The sequence below is a fragment of the Pseudomonas baltica genome, assembly GCF_014235765.1.
GTDB lineage: Bacteria > Pseudomonadota > Gammaproteobacteria > Pseudomonadales > Pseudomonadaceae > Aquipseudomonas > Aquipseudomonas baltica.
Genome location: NZ_JACMYH010000003.1, coordinates 405,014 through 424,018 on the forward strand (window position 1 = coordinate 405,014; position 19,005 = coordinate 424,018).

General features: G+C 64.0%; 18 protein-coding genes. 10 read left to right on the forward strand and 8 right to left on the reverse strand.

Annotated features, from left to right (window positions below):
* Entirely contained in the window at window positions 1-948 is a 948-nt protein-coding gene (locus H7993_RS14255) for a choline ABC transporter substrate-binding protein (protein WP_122479799.1), read from the reverse strand.
* A gap of 650 nt (window positions 949-1,598) precedes the next feature.
* Between H7993_RS14255 and gbdR the strand changes: the two genes are divergently transcribed.
* Window positions 1,599-2,693 carry a choline metabolism transcriptional regulator GbdR gene (gene gbdR, locus H7993_RS14260; RefSeq protein ID WP_185794757.1) on the forward strand — a complete coding sequence of 365 codons (1,095 nt, stop codon included), beginning with the start codon at window positions 1,599-1,601 and terminating at the stop codon, window positions 2,691-2,693.
* A 105-nt stretch (window positions 2,694-2,798) separates the two neighbouring features.
* Here the strand turns inward: gbdR and H7993_RS14265 are convergent, their stop codons facing one another.
* A complete protein-coding gene (locus H7993_RS14265; RefSeq protein ID WP_185794758.1) occupies window positions 2,799-3,056 on the reverse strand; it encodes a hypothetical protein in 258 nt (85 codons plus the stop codon).
* A gap of 212 nt (window positions 3,057-3,268) precedes the next feature.
* Here H7993_RS14265 and H7993_RS14270 point away from each other — a divergent pair, with 212 nt between their 5' ends.
* Together H7993_RS14270 and H7993_RS14275 are read left to right on the forward strand one after the other, a co-directional pair.
* Window positions 3,269-4,501 (forward strand): AAA family ATPase, encoded by a 1,233-nt coding sequence (locus H7993_RS14270; protein WP_185794759.1) that lies wholly within the window; start codon window positions 3,269-3,271, stop codon window positions 4,499-4,501.
* Window positions 4,498-5,124: a hypothetical protein gene (locus H7993_RS14275; RefSeq protein ID WP_185794760.1), complete on the forward strand. Its 627-nt coding sequence runs from the start codon at window positions 4,498-4,500 to the stop codon at window positions 5,122-5,124. The genes H7993_RS14270 and H7993_RS14275 overlap by 4 nt, the downstream gene beginning before the upstream one ends.
* A 140-nt stretch (window positions 5,125-5,264) precedes the next feature.
* Here the strand turns inward: H7993_RS14275 and H7993_RS14280 are convergent, their stop codons facing one another.
* The 4 genes from H7993_RS14280 to choX all read right to left on the reverse strand — a co-directional run bounded on the left by H7993_RS14280 (window position 5,265) and on the right by choX (window position 9,038).
* A complete protein-coding gene (locus H7993_RS14280; RefSeq protein ID WP_185794761.1) occupies window positions 5,265-5,717 on the reverse strand; it encodes a thioesterase family protein in 453 nt (150 codons plus the stop codon).
* On the reverse strand, window positions 5,714-6,679 hold the full coding sequence (locus H7993_RS14285; RefSeq protein ID WP_185794762.1) for an L-carnitine dehydrogenase: 966 nt from the start codon (window positions 6,677-6,679) through the stop codon (window positions 5,714-5,716). Before H7993_RS14285 ends, H7993_RS14280 begins: the two co-directional genes overlap by 4 nt.
* A 136-nt stretch (window positions 6,680-6,815) precedes the next feature.
* A complete protein-coding gene (gene cdhC / locus H7993_RS14290; RefSeq protein ID WP_122796258.1) occupies window positions 6,816-7,700 on the reverse strand; it encodes a 3-dehydrocarnitine:acetyl-CoA trimethylamine transferase CdhC in 885 nt (294 codons plus the stop codon).
* Between the two features lie 417 nt (window positions 7,701-8,117).
* Window positions 8,118-9,038 (reverse strand): choline ABC transporter substrate-binding protein, encoded by a 921-nt coding sequence (gene choX / locus H7993_RS14295; protein ID WP_185794763.1) that lies wholly within the window; start codon window positions 9,036-9,038, stop codon window positions 8,118-8,120.
* Window positions 9,039-9,283: 245 nt separating this feature from the next.
* Between choX and H7993_RS14300 the strand changes: the two genes are divergently transcribed.
* Together H7993_RS14300 and H7993_RS14305 are read left to right on the forward strand one after the other, a co-directional pair.
* Entirely contained in the window at window positions 9,284-10,231 is a 948-nt protein-coding gene (locus H7993_RS14300) for a GlxA family transcriptional regulator (RefSeq protein ID WP_185794764.1), read from the forward strand.
* Between the two features lie 284 nt (window positions 10,232-10,515).
* Window positions 10,516-10,773 carry a hypothetical protein gene (locus H7993_RS14305; protein ID WP_122479790.1) on the forward strand — a complete coding sequence of 86 codons (258 nt, stop codon included), beginning with the start codon at window positions 10,516-10,518 and terminating at the stop codon, window positions 10,771-10,773.
* A gap of 19 nt (window positions 10,774-10,792) precedes the next feature.
* Here the strand turns inward: H7993_RS14305 and H7993_RS14310 are convergent, their stop codons facing one another.
* Window positions 10,793-11,215 (reverse strand): DUF3010 family protein, encoded by a 423-nt coding sequence (locus H7993_RS14310; protein ID WP_185794765.1) that lies wholly within the window; start codon window positions 11,213-11,215, stop codon window positions 10,793-10,795.
* The gene (locus H7993_RS14315; protein ID WP_185794766.1) at window positions 11,212-11,613 is read right to left on the reverse strand and encodes a lysozyme inhibitor LprI family protein; all 402 of its coding nucleotides are present in this window, start codon (window positions 11,611-11,613) and stop codon (window positions 11,212-11,214) included. Before H7993_RS14315 ends, H7993_RS14310 begins: the two co-directional genes overlap by 4 nt.
* Before the next feature lie 286 nt (window positions 11,614-11,899).
* Between H7993_RS14315 and H7993_RS14320 the strand changes: the two genes are divergently transcribed.
* The 5 genes from H7993_RS14320 to etfA all read left to right on the forward strand — a co-directional run bounded on the left by H7993_RS14320 (window position 11,900) and on the right by etfA (window position 18,991).
* Complete coding sequence (locus tag H7993_RS14320) at window positions 11,900-12,877, forward strand: dipeptidase (protein ID WP_122479787.1); 978 nt, start codon at window positions 11,900-11,902, stop codon at window positions 12,875-12,877.
* A 212-nt stretch (window positions 12,878-13,089) separates the two neighbouring features.
* Window positions 13,090-13,620, forward strand: coding sequence for a DUF5943 domain-containing protein (locus H7993_RS14325; protein ID WP_185794767.1), 531 nt, complete (start codon window positions 13,090-13,092; stop codon window positions 13,618-13,620).
* An 18-nt stretch (window positions 13,621-13,638) separates the two neighbouring features.
* Window positions 13,639-15,699, forward strand: a complete 2,061-nt coding sequence (gene dgcA, locus H7993_RS14330) for a dimethylglycine demethylation protein DgcA (RefSeq protein WP_185794768.1) — start codon at window positions 13,639-13,641, stop codon at window positions 15,697-15,699.
* A 119-nt stretch (window positions 15,700-15,818) separates the two neighbouring features.
* Window positions 15,819-17,771: a dimethylglycine demethylation protein DgcB gene (gene dgcB / locus H7993_RS14335; RefSeq protein ID WP_185794769.1), complete on the forward strand. Its 1,953-nt coding sequence runs from the start codon at window positions 15,819-15,821 to the stop codon at window positions 17,769-17,771.
* On the forward strand, window positions 17,771-18,991 hold the full coding sequence (gene etfA, locus H7993_RS14340; protein ID WP_185794770.1) for an electron transfer flavoprotein subunit alpha: 1,221 nt from the start codon (window positions 17,771-17,773) through the stop codon (window positions 18,989-18,991). Before dgcB ends, etfA begins: the two co-directional genes overlap by 1 nt.
* The last annotated feature ends 14 nt before the right edge of the window (window positions 18,992-19,005 follow it).

A 19,005-nucleotide genomic window follows, 5' to 3' on the forward strand; every position in this document is an offset into this window, starting at 1 on the left:
TTATTGCGCGAGCTTGGCCTTGACGGCTTCAAGACCCGGCTTGCCATCAATGGTGGTGACGCCAGCCAGCCAGGTATCGAGCACCTGTGGGTTGTTTTTCAGCCAGGCCCGTGCGGCCGCGTCGGGTTTCTGCTTGTCGTCCAGGACATTGCCCATCAGCGTGCTCTCCATGGCCAGGCTGAACTGCAGGTTTTTCAGCAACTGGCCAACGTTGCTGCATTCTTGGGTGTAGCCCTTGCGGGTGTTGGTGTAGATGGTGGCCTGGCCGAAGTTGGGGCCGAAGAAGTCATCGCCGCCGGTCAGGTACTGCACCTTGAAGCGGGTGTTCATCGGGTGCGGTTCCCAGCCCAGGAACACCACGTCGGTGTTGCGCCGCTGAGCACGGTCGACCTGCGACAGCATGCCGGCCTCGCTGGATTCGACCACCTTGAAGCCGGCGTCCTTGAGGCCGAACGCGTTCTTGTCGATCATGCTCTGGATCAGGCGATTGCCGTCGTTGCCCGGCTCGATGCCGTAGATCTTGCCGTCCAGTTCCTTCTTGAACTTGACGATGTCGGCGAAATCCTTGAGGCCCTTGTCGTACAGTCCCTGAGGCACGGCCAGGGTGTACTTGGCGTTTTCCAGGTTGGCCCGTACCGTTTCCACGGTGCCGGCGTCGCGGTAGGGCTTGATGTCGTTTTCCATGGTCGGCATCCAGTTGCCGAGGAAGACGTCCATGTTCTTGCCATCGGCCAGGGACTTGTAGGTCACCGGCACGGAAATCATGGTGGTCTTGGTCTTGTAGCCCAGTGACTGCAGCACCGCACTGGTAACCGCGGTGGTAACGGTGATGTCGGTCCAGCCGACATCGGAGAAATTCACAGTGGCGCATCGCGCCGGTTCCGCTGCTTGAGCCAGTGCAGGCAGGCCCAGCAGAGTAGCCAGCAGAATCGATGATGGACCTTTCATGGTGTGCTCCCGGTTTTTCTCGGCGTGGGCCTGACGGCGCGCCACGCTTGTCTGGATGCTCGATCGCCGCGCATGCGGCGGGTGCGCCGACACGGTGCCAGCGATGAGCCGTGAGTGATCATGTACCAGCGCAAATCAACCGCCTACAGGGTGCGTCGTATCCAGTGCGGACAGAGTCGTATCCAGTGTCGGTGACGTCGCTTACAGCTCATGAGGCTTGCAGCAGCGACCTTACCCGCGACATCGACGCACATCCACCTCTATGAGGTTGCCACACGAGCGTGCAGGCGTGAGCGCCACGCCTCTTTTTCGCGCGCTGTTCCCGAGATCCTTCGATCCACGCGCGCAGGGCCTGGCGACGGTGGGCAACGTGCTTGCGGTGACACTTGGCGGCGCAATGCCCCAACGGCTGCTACCGAAGTGCTCAGACCCCACGGCGGCTATGCTTTTGGCAAGAATCGCACGCCGCAGGGGAACGCCCGGCGCACGGCTCTGCATAGCCCTGCGCGACGTCGTTTTCAGGCGCCGTGGAGTTCCCGACCAATTGTCGGCATGGCGTTTGCGTAGCAAAGTAAAGCCCCTGTCAAACAGAGGGCAATAACAAGAGCCTGCCTGAGGCCACCATCCGCTTCGCGTAAGGAGATACCGCAATGACGTCCTTCACCCCCGGCGCTCAACCGCAGACTCGCAGCCCTCAGTCCATCGGCTTCCTGCTGCTCGACAACTTCACGCTCATCTCCCTGGCCTCGGCGGTCGAACCGCTGCGCATGGCCAACCAGTTGTCCGGGCGCGAGCTGTATCGGTGGACCACCCTCAGCGCCGACGGTGGCCAGGTATGGGCCAGTGACGGACTGCAGATCACCCCGGATGCGGCCATGCACAAGGCTGCGCCGCTGGACGCGGTCATCGTCTGTGGCGGTGTTGGTATCCAGCGTGCCGTGGGCCGTGACCATGTCAGCTGGTTGCAGAGCCAGGCGCGGCAGTCCAAGCGCCTGGGTGCGGTCTGTACCGGTAGCTGGGCACTGGCCTGCGCCGGACTGCTCGACGGCTTCGAATGCAGCGTGCACTGGGAATGCCTGGCCGCGATGCAGGAAGCCTTTCCTCGGGTGGCCATGAGCACGCGGCTGTTCACCCTCGACCGCAATCGCTTTACCAGTTCGGGCGGTACCGCGCCGCTGGACATGATGCTGCACCTGATCAGCCGCGATCATGGCCGCGAGCTGTCGGCGGCGATCTCCGAGATGTTCGTCTACGAGCGCATTCGCAACGAGCAGGATCATCAGCGCGTGCCGCTCAAGCACATGCTGGGCACCAACCAGCCGAAGCTGCAGGAAATCGTCGCGCTGATGGAAGCCAACCTGGAAGAGCCGATCGATCTGGACGAACTGGCGGTGTACGTGGCGGTGTCACGGCGCCAGCTGGAAAGGTTGTTCCAGAAGTACCTGCATTGTTCGCCGTCGCGCTATTACCTCAAGTTGCGCCTGATTCGGGCGAGGCAGCTGCTCAAGCAGACGCCCATGTCGATCATCGAAGTGGCGTCGGTGTGCGGCTTCGTTTCCACGCCGCATTTCTCCAAGTGCTACCGCGAGTATTTCGGCATTCCGCCGCGCGACGAGCGGGTTGGTTCCAATACCACCCAGCAGGTGGCGATGCTGCCGATTCCGCAGGCCATGGTGCTGGCAGGTCCGTTGTCGGCTTTGAGCCAGGCACGCAATGAATCGACCTTTGCCAGTGTAAGGATCTGATACTACGGCGCACCCTTCGCGGCCACTGACCGCTCCTACGGTAGTTCAGGCATCGCGACCTTCCGTAGGAGCGGTCAGCGGCCGCGAAAGGGCCGCCGCTGAAATTCAGGCCCGTTTCGAATGCTGGGCCAACGCTGGCAACAGCGTGCGGTCGATCGCCTGGCGCACTGCCGGCAGGATGGTCGCGCTGCCCATCAGCATCTGTTCCACCATCTTGCGCAGGGCCTGGGCCCGTCCGCTGTCCAGGCCGCGCACTGCGCATTCACAGGCCTGCTCGGCCGTGGCGCCTGCGGGCATGTCGAAACCCAATGCGCGTAATTGGCCCAGCAGGTCATCCTGATCAATCAAGTCTGCATGCATCATGATGCTGATCCTTCTTCAAATGGCGTGACGGTGTGCCGATTCTGGTAGCCCTGCACGCGCTCGGCAAGCGTCGACGGTCGCCATGGCCGGATTGCACACAGGCAGGTCGTTTTTCGCATGCCTGCGTTCGGCCCTTGTAGCACCGGGGTATGGCACCGTGCGACGCAACCCTGAATACCCTTGCCGTTCACTTCCTATGGACGGCAATGGACATGCTCGACTTTCTCTCCTTCAAGGGCGTCGGCCCTTCTCCCGCGCTGGGGCCCATCGGGCTGGCGCCACGGCTGAACTTCATCACCGGTGACAACGGCCTGGGCAAGAGCTTCGTGCTCGATGCCGCCTGGTGGGTGCTGACCCGTACCTGGGCTGCGGGCAAACCCATCAAGGCGCGCGACCAGACGGCATTGCCGGTGATCGACTATCGGTTCACGGGTGCGGACCGCAGCGCCGGGCAGTGGGCCTGGCAGCAAGGCCGCTGGGCGGCGCTGGGCGACAGCACGCCGAGCCGTTCGCTGGTGGTGTATGCCCACGCCAACGGCACCTTCAGCGTCTGGGATCCGCTGCGCAACGCGGGCGAGCTGGCAGCCTATCACTTCGATGAAACCCAGCTGTGGCAGGGCGCCTCGATGGCTGGCCAGGGTCGCTTGTGCAACGGTTTGATCAGCGACTGGGTGCGTTGGCAGCGCAATCATGGCTGCAAGGCGTTCGCCGCCTTGAAGCAAGTACTGCATGCCCTGTCGCCCTCGCGCGAGGAGCTGTTGCTGCCCGGTCGCCCGTGTCACATCGGCCTGCTGGATGAAACCCAGTACCCGACCTTGCAGCGGCCCCAGGGGCAGGTGCCCCTGCCCGAAACCTCCAGTGCCATCCGCCGCGTGGTGGCCCTGGCCTACATGCTGGTCTGGACCTGGGAAGGCCACCGCCGCGCCTGCCGCCTGGCCGGTGTGCGGCCGAGCGATGAACTGGTGTTCCTGGTGGATGAGGTCGAATGCCATCTGCACGCTCAGTGGCAGCGCCGTATCGTCCCGGCGCTGATGGCCGTGGTCGGGGCGCTGACCCGTCAACGCCTGGCGGTGCAGATGATCGTGGCCACGCACTCGCCGCTGGTGCTGGCCTCCATGGAGACGCAGTTCGTCGAAGCGCGCGATGCACTCTTCACCTTGGGCGTGCAGGCCGGTGAAGTACAGCTGCACCGACAAGTCTGGGCGCCCCAGGGCGATGCCGTGAACTGGCTGGTGTCCGAGAGCTTTGGCCTGCGCCAGGCGCGCTCGGTGGAAGCGGAAGCGGCGATCGATGCTGCTCAGGTCTGGATGCGCGGCGAGCGATCGGGGTTGCCCGAGGGGCTGGACAGTGAAGCGGCGATCGAGTCGCAGTTGCTGCGTAGCCTGCCCCCAGGGGACCATTTCTGGCCCGCCTGGGTGGTGACCAAGGCTGGAGCAGGAGCATGATCGAGCTCGTCAATCCGCTGCCCGAACCTCACGGCTTCGACGAGCGCTGCCGCCAACGCGGCAATGCCTGGTTGCAGGACAATCCCGACGCTGCCAGGCCACGCGACTACTGGTCGCCGTTTCGCCCGGAACTGGGCGAGGGCTTCACCAACCGCTGCGCGTTCGGCGCCATGTACATTCCCAGCGGCACCGTGGAACATTTCATCAGCTGTGACCAGGACCGTGGCATGGCCTATGAGTGGAGCAACTACCGTTATGTCGACGCCTGGATGAACAGCGCCAAGGGCAACAAGAAAGCCGAGGATTTTCTCGATCCGTTCGAGGTGCGCGAGGGCTGGTTCGAGGTGTTGCTGCCGTCGCTGCAACTGGTGTTGACCGACCAGGTGCCCGAAGCGGTGCGGGCGCGGGCCGAGTACACCCTCAAGCACCTGCCGCTGCGCGATGACGAGCGGGTGATGCGCGTGCGGCGGCAATGGTTGCGCTTGTTCGAAGAGGGCAAAGTCGGGCTGGAAGGGCTGCGCGAGATGGCGCCGCTGATTGCGGCGGCGGTGGAGCGCCAGGCAGAGCGCAGTGCGGCTTTCGCGGCCGATGACCGCTCCTACGAGGCGCCTCAAACCCCGTAGGAGCGGTCCGTGGCCGCGAAGGGCGCGATGCGATGTATCAGGCAGAGCGCAGTGCGGCTTTCGCGGCCGATGACCGCTCCTACGAGGCGCCTCAAACCCCGTAGGAGCGGTCCGTGGCCGCGAAGGGCGCGATGTGGTATTCAGCCAGGCAACGCAATCCGTCGCCCTGCGTACTCCGCCTCGGGCTGTTGTCGCTGTGCCTCGAAAGCCTCGGCCAGCACGGCCAATGAAGGCACCCCGAACAGCGCCGACTTCGGCCCCTTCAGATCCACATGCAAGAGCATCTGCTCGCTGGCGGCCAGCACCTCGTCCGCGCCTTGCAGGTGCAGCGTGTGGTACACCTGCACCCGTTTGTGGTCATGGGCCAGCACCCGCGTACGCACCTGAACCTGCGCCCCTTGTTTCACTTCATGCAGATAGTTGAGGTGACATTCCAGCGTGAACAGCGAGCGCCCGTCACGCTGCGGATCCACTCCGATCCGCAGCATGAACGCATCGGTGGCGTAGCTGAAGATCAGCAGATAGAACGCATCGCGCAGATGCCCGTTGTAGTCCACCCACTCCGCGAGCACCGGCGTCTGGTAGGTGATCATTCGGCGAAGCTCATGCCGTGCCGGGCCTTGGTCACCCGTACCGCGTCCAGCACCGCCAGCAGGCAATCATCGCGATAGCGCTCCAGGGCGCCGATGCTGTGTTCGCCCAGCTGCGCCGAGGTACCCGCAACCACCTCGTCGATCAGCGAGTCGGTCAGCTCCGGCGCCGGCAGGTAGGTCCAGGGCAGCTTCAGCGCCGGGCCGAACTGGTTCATGAAGTGCCGCATGCCGGCGTCGCCGCCCGCCAGGGTGTAGGTCAGAAACGTGCCCATGAACGACCAGCGCAAACCGGCGCCGAAGCGAATGGCGTCGTCGATCTCGCCCGTGGTGGCCACGCCGTCGTTGACTAGGTGCAAGGCTTCGCGCCATAACGCCTCAAGCAGGCGATCGGCGATGAAACCGGGCACCTCCTTGCGCACGTGCAACGGGCGCATGCCCAGGCTCTCGTACACGGCGATGGCCGCCTGGATCGCCTCGGGAGCGGTGTGCCGGCCGCCAACCACTTCCACCAGCGGCAGCAGGTAGACCGGATTGAACGGATGGCCGACCACGCAGCGTTCCGGGTGTGTGGCGCCTTCATAGAATTCGCTGGGCAGCAGCCCTGACGTGCTGGAACCAATCAAGGCGTCGGGCTTGGCGGCGGCGCTGATTCGGGCGTGCAGGTCCAGTTTCAGTTCCAGCCGTTCTGGCGCGCTTTCCTGGATGAAGTCGGCGTCGCGCACACAGTCCTCGACGGTGGTGACAAAGCGCAGCCGCGACTGCGCTGCACCCGCCGCCAGGCCTTGCTTGACCAGGGCCGGCCAGGCGTTGGCGACGCGTTGGCGCAAGGCGGCTTCGGCGCCGGGCGCAGGGTCCCAGGCCACTACGTCTAGGCCATGGGCCAGGGCGCGGGCGACCCAGCCGCTGCCGATGACACCGCTGCCCAGGGCGGCGAAGGTTTTTATGTGGGTGATGAAAGTCATGGGTCATTCCTGGAGAGGTGTGTGGGGGATGCGGGCCTCTTCGCGGGCAGAGCCCGCTCCCACATGGGATCTTTGTGGGAGCGGGGCGGGCGGCGAAGCTGCTACCCGCGAAGAGGCCTGGAGAGCACCAAAAAAATCAGCGGCTGACGAGGTTCATCTTTTTCCGCCCTTCGGCCGGTGTCAGCACCCGGGCGCCCAGCCGGGTAAGGATCTCGCCGGCGCGTTCGACCAATTGACCGTTCGTGGCCAGCACGCCTTTCTCCAGCCAGATGTTGTCTTCCAGCCCGACCCGTACGTTGCCGCCCAGCAGCACCGCCTGCGCGGCCATGGGCATCTGCATGCGACCGATGCCGAAGCCGGCCCACACCGCGTCTGCCGGCAAGTTGTCGACCATGGCCTTCATGGTGGTGGTATCGGCCGGCGCACCCCATGGAATGCCCAGGCACAACTGGAACAGCGGATCGTGCAGCAAGCCTTCCTTGATCATCTGCTTGGCGAACCACAGGTGGCCGGTGTCGAAGATTTCCAGCTCGGCCTTCACGCCCAGCTCGGTGATGCGTTTGGCACCGGCACGCAATTGTGCGGGGGTGGAGACGTAGATGCTGTTGCCGTCGCCGAAATTGAGGGTGCCGCAATCCAGGGTGCAGATCTCCGGCAGCAACGCTTCGACGTGAGCCAGGCGCGCCAGCGGGCCGATCAGGTCGGTGCCGGGGCCGAACGCCATCGGCGTTTCCCCAGGGCCGATCTCGAGGTCGCCACCCATGCCGGCGGTGAGGTTGACGATGATGTCGATGTCGGCCTCGCGAATGCGCTCCATGACTTCCCGGTACAGCGCCACGTCGCGGCTGAAGCGGCCGGTCTGTGGGTCGCGGACATGGCAGTGCACGACCGTGGCGCCCGCCTTGGCTGCCTCTACGGCGGCGGCGGCGATCTGTTTCGGCGTGACCGGAACATGCGGGCTTTTCGCGGTGGTGTCGCCAGCACCGGTCAAAGCGCAGGTGATGATGACGTCGTGGTTCATTGCAGGGTTCCTTGAGGAGTGTGTCTGATGTAACGCGGTTGTCGCCGGACGCGGCTTGCGCCGCTGCTACAGGGGATCGCGGTGTGTCCGGCAGAGCGCGGTTGTTCCCGCACGTACAAGGCAGGCGCAGTGTTCTGTAGCAGCGGCGCGAGCCGCGTCGGCGGTATTGCGGTGTAACTGATGCAGCGCGGTTGTTCCCGGACGTACAAGGCAGGCGCGCTGTTCTGTAGCAGCGGCGCGAGCCGCGTTGGCGGTATCTGCGGTGTGGCTGATGCAGCGCGGTCTTGTTCATCTACCGTGGTGAACCATTCGCGGGTAGAACCCGCTCCCACAAAATCCGCTGCCACAAAACCTGCTGCCACAAAACCTGCTCCCACAGAACCTGATGCCACAGGCGGCGCTGCTACAGGGGTGCGTTCAAGCGGCGGGTTTGCCGTCGAAGGTGGTGACGCCTTGCAGCCAGCGCTGGCGGTCCTGAGGGTGGTCCTTGAGCCATTGCCGTGCCGAGTCGAAGGCGTCCTTGTGCTCCAGCAGCGGCTGCATCATTCGGCTTTCGTCGGCGGCCGTGAAAGTCAGGTTGCCTAGCAGCTTGTCCACGTTCGGGCAGCGGCTGGCGTAGTCCGGTGCGGTCACTGTCCACACAGTGGCCATGCCCTCGTTCGGGCCCAGGGCATCTTCACTGCCGCTCAGGTAGGTCATGTCCTGATTGACGTTCATCGGGTGCGGTGCCCACCCGAAGAACACGATGGCCTCGTTGCGCTTCACCGCGCGCGTCACCGCCGAGAGCATGCCGGCTTCACTGGACTCCACCAGTTGAAAGTCGCCCAGGCCGAAGCGGTTCTTGGCGATCATGTCCTTGATCTGGGTGTTGGCGCCCGACCCCGGTTCGATACCGTAGATCTTGCCGCCCAGTTCCTTCTTGAATTTGGCAATGTCGGCGAAGCTTTTCAGGCCTTTGTCGGCCAGGTAGGTCGGCACGGCCAACGTGGCGCGGGCGTCCTTCAAGCTGGGCTCGGCCAGCACGCGGACCTGCTTCTGTTCCACGAAGGGAGTGATGGTCTGGGTCATCAACGGGTTCCAGTAACCCAGAAACATGTCCAGGCGCTGGTCGCGGATACCGGCGAAGATGATCTGCTGGGACGCGCTGGTCTGTTTGACGCTGTAGCCCAGGTCGTCGAGCAGCACCTGGGTCATGGCGCTGGTGGCGATCACGTCGGTCCAGTTGACTACGCCCAGGCGCACGTTCTTGCAACTGGCCGGTTCCGCGGCGCTGGCCGTGCCGGTCAACAGCGCGGTACCGGTAAGCATCAGCAGGCAGCAGCTGATCAATCTGTTCATGATGGCTCCCTCAGGCGGCAGTTCGAATTGTTATGGGGGCGGCGTCTGCGCGCCGTTTGCATAAGGTACGCAGGCCATTGCCGGAAAAAACGCACTGCGGCGACCGGCTCTTGCACAGTGGCGACGTGGTGGGTATTAGTGGTGTTTCACAGAGGCCCTCTTCGCGGGCAGAGGGCGCGCCGCCCGCCCCGCTTCCACAGGATCGCGCTGTGGGATCGCTGCCCGCAGAACTCACAGAGCACACCATGGCCCAAGACTTCAATTTCCTGTTGCTGCCCGGATTTTCCGCAATCGGTTTCATCTCGGCGATCGAGCCTCTGCGCGTGGCCAACCGCTTTCGCGGCGAGCTGTACCGGTGGCAGGTGCTGAGCCTGGACGGCGGCGCGGTACTGGCCAGCAACGGCATGTCGGTGAATGCCGATGGGGGACTCGGGCCGCTGACCAAGGGCGTGACGTTGTTGGTGGTGGCGGGCTTCGAGCCGCTGGCAGCCTTTGATGCAACGCTGCGCGATTGGCTGCGGCGGCTGGATCGCGAGGGCGTGACCCTGGGCGGTATCGACACCGGCAGTTTCGTCCTGGCCGAGGCGGGCCTGCTCGAGCGCCACCGCGTGGCGCTGCACTGGGAGGCCTTGGATGCTTTTCGCGAATCCTACCCCGCGCTCAGCGCCAGCCAGGAGCTGTTCGAGACCGACAGCCTGCGCATCACCTGCGCCGGCGGTACTGCCTGCATCGATCTGATGCTCGATCTGATCGGCCAGGCCCATGGCAGCTCGCTGGCCATCCAGGTGTCCGAGCAGTTCGTGGTGGGGCGCATTCGCCCGCGCAAGGACCACCAGCGCATGGAAATCGCTTCACGCTACGGCCTCAGCAACAAAAAACTGGTGCAGGTGATCGGCGAGATGGAACAGCACACCGAGCCGCCGCTGAGCACCTTGCAGCTGGCCGAACTGGCCAAGGTCACTCGCCGCCAGCTGGAGCGCTTGTTCCGCCTGCATCTGAACGACACCCCGAGCAACTTCTACCTGCGCCTGCGCCTGGAAAAAGCCCGGCAGCTGCTGCGCCAGACCCAGATGAGCGTGCTGGAGGTGAGCATTGCCTGCGGTTTCGACTCGCCGTCTTATTTCACCCGCAGCTACCGGGCGCGCTTTGCCCGCTGCCCGCGTGAAGATCGGCGCGGGCGCGAGTCGGGGTAGGTCGTTGCCCGTGCAGCGGCTGTACCGACGCCTTCGCGGCCACTGGCCGCTCCTACGGAAGACTGTTATCCCTCTGCCTTCGCGGCCACTGGCCGCTCCTGCGGAAGGACTGTGATCCCTCTACCGCCTGGGGCACTGGCCGCTCCTGCGGATGGAATGTGTGCGTGTCGTAGGAGCGGTCTGTGGCCGCGAAGGCGCCGGTAGGGCCAATGCATATGTACCGTTCTGGCACGGCAGGCGGCCGCTAACCTGCGCGCTCATTCAGCGATAAAGGAATCATCGAAATGAGCAAGCAAGTCATGGGTGCGCCAATTCTGGCAGTGGCTCTTCTGGCATTGGCCGGGCCGGCAGCGGCGGCGTGGTACGACTGCCGGGTCATCGACAACCAGGCCGACGACGCCTGGAACAACACCCTGGTGGATCTGCCGGTAGAAGCCGACAGCCTGGCGGATGCCGAGCACAAGACCCGTGCGTTCGTGGCGCAGGACCCCAGCAATCCGACCGACATCGGCCTGGACTGCCGGGTAAACGAGGAGGAATGAAAGACGACTGTTGACCGTTTCAGCGCGCCTTGAGCAATACCGCGCAGGCAGCCTTGTAGGCTTCGTGCTGGTATTTGTTCAAGCTGCCTGGCAGCTCAACCAGCTTCTTGGCCTGGGCGCTGATGGTCTGCGGCGACACCAGCACTGCCTCGCAGCCTTCGAGCAGCTGCAGCACGCCTTCGATCTTGAAGGTGGTCGGCCCGCCGGCGAACTCGCCTTTCTTGCCGCGCTTCTTGATGGCGAGCATCTTCAACCCGTTGTCGCCGACGAAAGCGGCCACCTGTTCGCGAAACTGCCGCACGTTCGCCGCGATGTCATCGTCTTCCAGCGCGATCTTCTTGAGGGAAGTGGGAAGATGCGCCAAGTCGGCACCGTCGAATTCCACCACTGCAAAGATCGCTTCGCTGCCCTTGATCTCGACCCCGACTATTTTAACGCTCACTCCAGGCCCACCGATTGCAGGAATTCGGAACGCTCGTCGCTTTTCTGCGCGCGACAATCGTTCTGGGCAATGTCATAGGCCTTGGTGCCTTTGCCGGCATTGACCGTGTACACGTCGCAATCGGCATCGCGCGACTTGGCCCACAGGTCCTGGGCGCTCTTGAGCCTGTCGGTGAACGCCTTGAGTTCGGGCGAGCCTTTGGGGAACTGGGAGTTGATGCGGTCGAGCAGGTCGGTGTACGACTCGCTCATCTCGGTTTCCGATGTCTTGCGGTTGTAGGCCGAGCAATCGTAGCTCTGCTGATCGGTTTCGACGTTATCGCACGGGGTGGGGCCGTCGGACTCTTCTGCCTGGGCGGCGAAGGACAGCAGGGCAAGCATCAGCAGCGTGAGTCTCATGAGGATCTACCTAACCCGTTGAGCAGGACAATTGCCGCTGATTCTGTCTCAGGGGCGCTGGAAAGCATAGGGGCGCAGCGATGCCAGGCGGTTTATTTCATGCAGTGGCACGACCAAGCAGGTCTCCCCTGCAAGGGGGGTGGTCATCTTTTGCATCGTGCGTTGACGCTTTCGGCAATTCCCCTGTCGTTTTTGCATCCGGTCGCCCTGTCGCGCAGGCATATGCTGGCTCCATGAAGCGCCGACATACGATTCGGCGCCTGACTTGCCTGATGGGGACTGCCCGATGAGCCCAGCCGAACTGCACGCCGACAGCATCGTCATCGACGGGCTGATCATTGCCAAATGGAACCGCGAACTGTTCGAGGACATGCGCAAGGGCGGTCTGACCATGGCCAACTGCACGGTGTCGGTGTGGGAAGGTTTCCAGGCCACCATCGACAGCATCTGCAAGAGCCAGAAGCTGATGCGCGAGAACAGCGACCTGGTGATGCCCGTGCGCAGCACCGCCGACATCCGCAAGGCCAAGGAAACCGGCAAGACCGGCATCCTCTTCGGCTTCCAGAATGCCCACGCCTACGAAGACCAGATCGGCTACGTGGAAGTGTTCAAGCAGCTGGGCGTGGGCATCGTGCAGATGTGCTACAACACCCAGAACCTGGTAGGTACCGGCTGCTACGAGCGCGACGGCGGCCTGTCCGGATTCGGCCGCGAGATCGTTGCCGAGATGAACCGCGTCGGCGTGATGTGCGACCTGTCCCACGTCGGCTCCAAGACCAGCGAAGAAGTCATCCTCGAGTCGAAAAAGCCGGTGTGCTACTCCCATTGCCTGCCGTCGGGCCTCAAGGAGCACCCGCGCAACAAGTCCGATGAAGAGCTGAAATTCATCGCCGACCATGGTGGCTTCGTCGGCGTGACCATGTTCGCGCCTTTCTTGGCCAAGGGTATCGATTCGACCATCGACGACTACGCCGAAGCCATCGAATACACCATGAACATCGTCGGTGAAGACGCCATCGGCATCGGCACCGACTTCACCCAGGGCCACGGCCAGGACTTCTTCGAATACCTGACCCACGACAAGGGCTACGCCCGCCGCCTGACCAGCTTCGGCAAGATCATCAATCCGCTGGGCATCCGCACCGTGGGCGAGTTCCCCAACCTGACCGAAACCCTGCTCAAGCGCGGCCACAGCGAACGCGTGGTGCGCAAGATCATGGGCGAGAACTGGGTCAATGTCCTCAAGGACGTCTGGGGCGAGTGAATACCTCTGGAGCCTACTGCGCTCGCCGATAGCTGCGTCAGGTCCTCGCGAAAAGCTCGCCGTATCTCGGTACTGTCTCGCCTTTCGCTCCGGTCCTTCCTTGCTCTCGACGTGCTCGCTACGGCTCCAAAGGCATTCACACAACTGTCTATCTACGAGCAAAGCGATTGTGCGTTGCTTGCTCGAATCATGTTTATCGGAGATCACTCACCATGGCCAAGATCGCCCCGCAACTGCCCATCGAAGTCGACAGCGAAACCGGTATCTGGACCTCCGACGCCCTGCCCATGCTGTACGTGCCGCGTCACTTCTTCGTCAACAACCACATGGGCATCGAAGAGGTGCTGGGCGCCGACGCCTACGCCGAGATTCTCTACAAGGCGGGCTACAAATCCGCCTGGCATTGGTGCGAGAAAGAAGCCGAGTGCCATGGCCTGGAAGGCGTCGCGGTGTTCGAGCACTACATGAAGCGTCTGTCGCAGCGCGGCTGGGGCCTGTTCAAGATCCGGGACATCGACCTGGACCAGGGCACCTGTAGCGTCAAGCTGGAACATTCCGCCTTCGTCTACGTGTACGGCAAGGTCGGACGCAAGGTCGACTACATGTTCACCGGCTGGTTCGCCGGCGCCATGGACCAGATTCTCGCCGCTCGCGGCAGCAGCATTCGTACCGTCGCCGAGCAAGTGTACGGCGGCTCCGAAGAAGGCCACGAAGATGGCCTCTTCACCGTGAAACCGTTGTAAGTCGAGGAATCAACCGTCATGGCTTTCGAAGCGATGTTCCAGCCGATCCAGATCGGCAAGCTGACGATCCGCAACCGCGTGCTCAGCACCGCGCACGCCGAGGTCTACGCCACCGACGGCGGCATGACCACCGATCGTTACGTGAAATACTACGAAGAGAAAGCCAAGGGTGGAATAGGCCTGGCCATCTGCGGCGGTTCCTCCAGCGTGGCCATCGACAGCCCCCAGGGCTGGTGGAAATCGGTCAACCTGGCCACCGACAAGATCATTCCGCATTTCCAGAACCTGGCCGACGCCATGCACAAGCATGGGGCCAAGATCATGATCCAGATCACCCACATGGGCCGTCGCTCGCGGTGGGACGGCGAGCACTGGCCGACCCTGATGTCGCCCTCGGGTATCCGCGAGCCGGTGCACCGCGCCACCTGCAAGACCATCGAGCCTGAAGAGATCTGGCGCGTGATCGGCAACTACGCCAGCGCTGCGGCCCGCGCCAAGGCCGGCGGCCTGGACGGCGTCGAGCTGTCGGCGGTGCACCAGCACATGATCGACCAGTTCTGGAGCCCGCGGGTCAACAAGCGCACCGATGAGTGGGGCGGCAGCTTCGAGAACCGCATGCGCTTCGGCATGGAGGTAATCAAGGCCGTGCGCAAGGAAGTCGGCGACGACTTCTGCGTGGGGCTGCGCATCTGCGGCGACGAATTCCATCCCGATGGCCTCAGCCACGAGGACATGAAGGAAATCGCCAAGTACTACTGCGACACCGGCATGCTCGATTTCCTCGGCGTGGTGGGCTCGGGTTGCGACACCCACAACACCCTGGCCAACGTCATTCCCAACATGAGCTACCCGCCCGAGCCGTTCCTGCACCTGGCGGCCGGGATCAAGGAGGTGGTGAACATTCCGGTGCTGCACGCGCAGAACATCAAGGATCCGAACCAGGCGACGCGTATTCTGGAAGGCGGCTACGTCGACATGGTCGGCATGACCCGGGCGCACATCGCCGACCCGCACCTGATCGCCAAGATCAAGATGGGCCAGATCGACCAGATCAAGCAATGCGTGGGCGCCAACTACTGCATCGACCGGCAGTACCAGGGGCTGGACGTGCTATGCATTCAGAACGCGGCCACGTCGCGCGAATACATGGGCGTGCCGCACATCATCGAAAAGTCCACCGGCGTGAAGCGCAAGGTGGTGGTGGTCGGCGCAGGGCCTGCCGGCATGGAGGCCGCGCGCGTGGCGGCCGAGCGTGGCCACGACGTGACATTGTTCGAGAAGAAGGACTTCATCGGTGGGCAGATCACCACTGCGTCCAAGGCGCCGCAGCGTGACCAGATCGCCGGCATCACCCGCTGGTTCCAGCTGGAACTGGCGCGCCTGAAGGTCGACCTGCGCCTGGGCACGGCCGCCGATGCCGATACCATCATGGACCTGCGCCCGGACATCGTCGTGCTGGCGGTGGGTGGCCACCCGTTTCTGGAACAGAACGAGCACTGGGGCGCCGAAGAGGGCCTGGTGGTCAGCAGCTGGGACGTGCTCGACGGCAAGGTCGCACCGGGCAAGAACGTGCTGGTGTACGACACCATCTGCGAGTTCACCGGCATGTCGGTGGCCGACTTCCTCGCCGACAAGGGCAGCCAGGTGGAGATCGTCACCGACGACATCAAGCCGGGCGTGGCCATCGGCGGTACGTCGTTCCCCACCTACTACCGCAGCATGTACCCCAAGGAAGTGATCATGACCGGCGACATGATGCTGGACAAGGTCTACCGCGAGGGCGACAAGCTGGTGGCCGTGCTGGAGAACGAATACACCGGCGCCAAGGAAGAACGCGTGGTCGACCAGGTGGTGGTAGAGAACGGCGTGCGTCCCGACGAACAGCTCTACTACGCGCTCAAGCAGGGGTCGCGTAACAAGGGCCAGATGGACATCGACGCCTTGTTCGCGATCCAGCCGCAGCCGTCGTTGAGTACCTCGGGCGACGACTATCTGCTGTTTCGTATCGGCGACTGCGTGGCCCAGCGCAACACCCACGCGGCGATCTACGACGCGCTGCGCCTGTGCAAGGATTTTTGACCCTGCTCCCGTAGGAGCGGTCATCGGCCGCGAAGGGATCACTGCGGTGTACCTGATACAGCGCAGTGACCGTTTCGCGGCCGATGACCGCTCCTACGAGGGTCCACAGAGGCTTCACCATGCTCAATACACTGCTTCCCATCCTGCTGTTCGCCGCCCTCGCCTTGGCTGTTCTGGGCGCCGTGCGGCGAGTCAATATGTGGCGCCGCGGTCGGCCATCCCAGGTCGACCTGCTGGGCGGCCTGCTGGCCATGCCCAAGCGCTACATGGTCGACCTGCACCATGTGGTCGCGCGCGACAAGTACATCGCCAACACCCACGTCGCCACGGCCGGTGGCGCTGTGCTGGCGGCGGTGCTGGCGGTGCTGGTCCATGGCTTCGGCCTGCACGATCGCATGCTTGGCTATGCGCTGCTGTTCGCCACCGCGCTGATGTTCGTCGGTGCCTGCTTCGTCTATGCCCGCCGCCGCAACCCGCCCGCGCGCCTGTCCAAGGGCCCGTGGATGCGCCTGCCGAAAAGCCTGCTGATGTTCTCGGCCACCTTCTTCATCGCCACCTTGCCGGTGGCCGGTATCTTGCCGATGAATTTCGGCGGTTGGGTACTGGCTGCGGTGCTGGGCATCGGCGTGCTGTGGGGCGTGTCGGAACTGTTTCTCGGACTGACCTGGGGCGGGCCGATGAAGCACGCTTTCGCTGGCGCCTTGCACCTGGCCTGGCACCGCCGCGCCGAACGCTTTGGCGGTGGTCGCTCCACCGGCCTGAAGCCGTTGGACCTGAACGACCCCACTGCGCCGCTGGGCGTGGAAAAACCCAAGGACTTCACCTGGAACCAGCTGCTGGGCTTCGATGCCTGCGTGCAGTGCGGCAAATGTGAAGCCGCGTGCCCGGCGTTCGCCGCCGGTCAACCGTTGAACCCGAAGAAGCTCATTCAGGACATGGTCGTAGGCCTGGCCGGTGGCACCGATGCGAACTTCGCCGGCAGCCCCTATCCTGGCAAGGCCATTGGCGAACACGCCGGCAACCCGCACCAGCCTATCGTCAATGGCCTGGTCGATGCCGACACCCTGTGGTCGTGCACCACCTGCCGCGCCTGCGTGGAAGAGTGTCCGATGATGATCGAGCACGTCGATGCCATCGTCGACATGCGCCGCCACCTGACCCTGGAAAAAGGTGCCACGCCCAACAAGGGCGCCGAAGTGCTGGACAACCTGATCGCCACCGACAACCCCGGCGGTTTCAATCCCGGTGGCCGGATGAACTGGGCCGCCGACCTCAACCTCGACCTGTTCGGTGACCGGAAGACTGCCGACGTGCTGTTCTGGGTCGGTGACGGTGCCTTCGACATGCGCAACCAACGCACCTTGCGCGCCTTCGTCAAAGTGCTGAAAGCGGCCAAGGTCGATTTCGCCGTGCTCGGCCTGGAAGAGCGCGACAGCGGAGACGTGGCGCGGCGACTGGGCGACGAGGCCACCTTCCAACTGCTGGCCAAGCGCAATATCGGCACCCTCGCCAAGTACGGTTTCAAGCGCATCGTCACCTGCGACCCCCACAGCTTCCATGTGTTGAAGAACGAGTACGGTGCGCTGGGCGGCAACTATCAGGTGCTGCATCACAGCACCTTCATGGGCGAACTGGTCTCCGCCGGCCAGCTCCACCTGGGGCAGCACAAGGGCGGCAGCGTGACCTACCACGACCCGTGCTACCTGGGCCGCTACAACGGCGAGTACCAGGCCCCGCGCGATGTGCTCAAGGCGCTGGGTATCGAGGTCAAGGAAATGCAGCGCTCGGGTTTCCGTTCCCGCTGTTGCGGTGGCGGTGGCGGCGCGCCGATCACCGACATACCCGGCAAGCAGCGCATTCCCGACATGCGCATGGAAGACATCCGCGAAACCCAGGCCGAAGTCGTGGCCGTGGGCTGCCCGCAGTGCACCGCCATGCTCGAAGGCGTGGTGGAACCGCGGCCGTTGGTCAAGGACATCGCCGAACTGGTCGCCGAGGCGCTGGTCGAGGACAGTGTTGCCCCCGCCAGGCCCGCACCGGCCAAACGTGAAGTTGTCGAGGAGGTGCATTGATGAGTGACCTCATCCGTCGTGATCCGCGGGCCGAGTGGATCGCCCGCAACCGCCTGCATCCCTTGCACAGTGCCCTGCAGCCTCAGGCCAGTGCGTGGATGGGGCCCAATGGCGTCATGCGCAAGAACCCCCACGGCATCGGTTTCATCGGCGCCAACGGGATCAAGCGCATCGACCGCAGCGGCGCCCAGCAGGGCGGCGCGAGCAAGCGTTCGGCAGCCGTGGAAGTCAAGCTGCCCTTGCACCAGGTGGCGGTGCCCCAATTTTACATCGCCGTGGTACCGGACATGGTCGGCGGCCGCCTGAGCAGCCACGACCGCGACGTGCTGGGCCTGGCCCATCGCCTGGCAGCAGGGGGTGGCGCGGTATTGGCTATCGTCTTCGGCGAATACAAGGAAAACGCTTTCGATAGCGCAGGCGTCGACCGGCTGTTGATTCTGCAGGGCGGCGAATTCGAAGGTTATGCGCCGGAACAGCGAATCCACGGCCTGCGCGCGGTGGATAATCAGTTCAGCCCACGCCATTGGCTGCTGCCCGACAGCCGTACCGGCGGTGGCGAGCTGGGTCGGCGTTTTGCCGCTTGCCAGGGTGAACGTCCCGCCACACGTGTGTGGCAGGTCAAGGACGGCCAGTGCATCAGCCGTGCCGGTGCCGGCCAGCAGGACATTGCCCGACCGCTGCCGCGCTTGATCCTGGCGGCCGCCGAATGCGCCGAACCGGTTGACGAGACTCGTCACGAAGCGCTGCCGGTGGCGTTGTCCACAGCCACGGCGCGCAGCCTGCCGCGCATCGAAGACCTCGGTGCGGTAGCAGTCGACCCGGCGGCCGTGCCCATGGCCGAATCGGAATTCATATTCTCGGGGGGTAATGGGGTCAAGGACTGGGAACTGTTCCACCGTACGGCCCAGGCCTTGGGTGCGACCGAAGGTGCCTCGCGGGTGGCGGTGGACGATGGTTTCATGCTGCGCGATCGTCAGGTCGGCGCCAGTGGTACCTGGGTGACCGCGCGGGTCTACGTGGCGGTGGGCATTTCCGGTGCCATCCAGCACTTGCAGGGCATTGGTGGTTGCGACAAGGTCATCGCCATCAACCTCGACGCCAACTGCGACATGGTCAAGCGCGCCGACCTGTCGGTGATCGGCGACGGGCAGGCGATCATGCACGCCTTGATCGACGCCATCCAGGCCTATCGCAACCAAGCCAAGCGCGATGCCGCCTGATGGGCGCCACGATG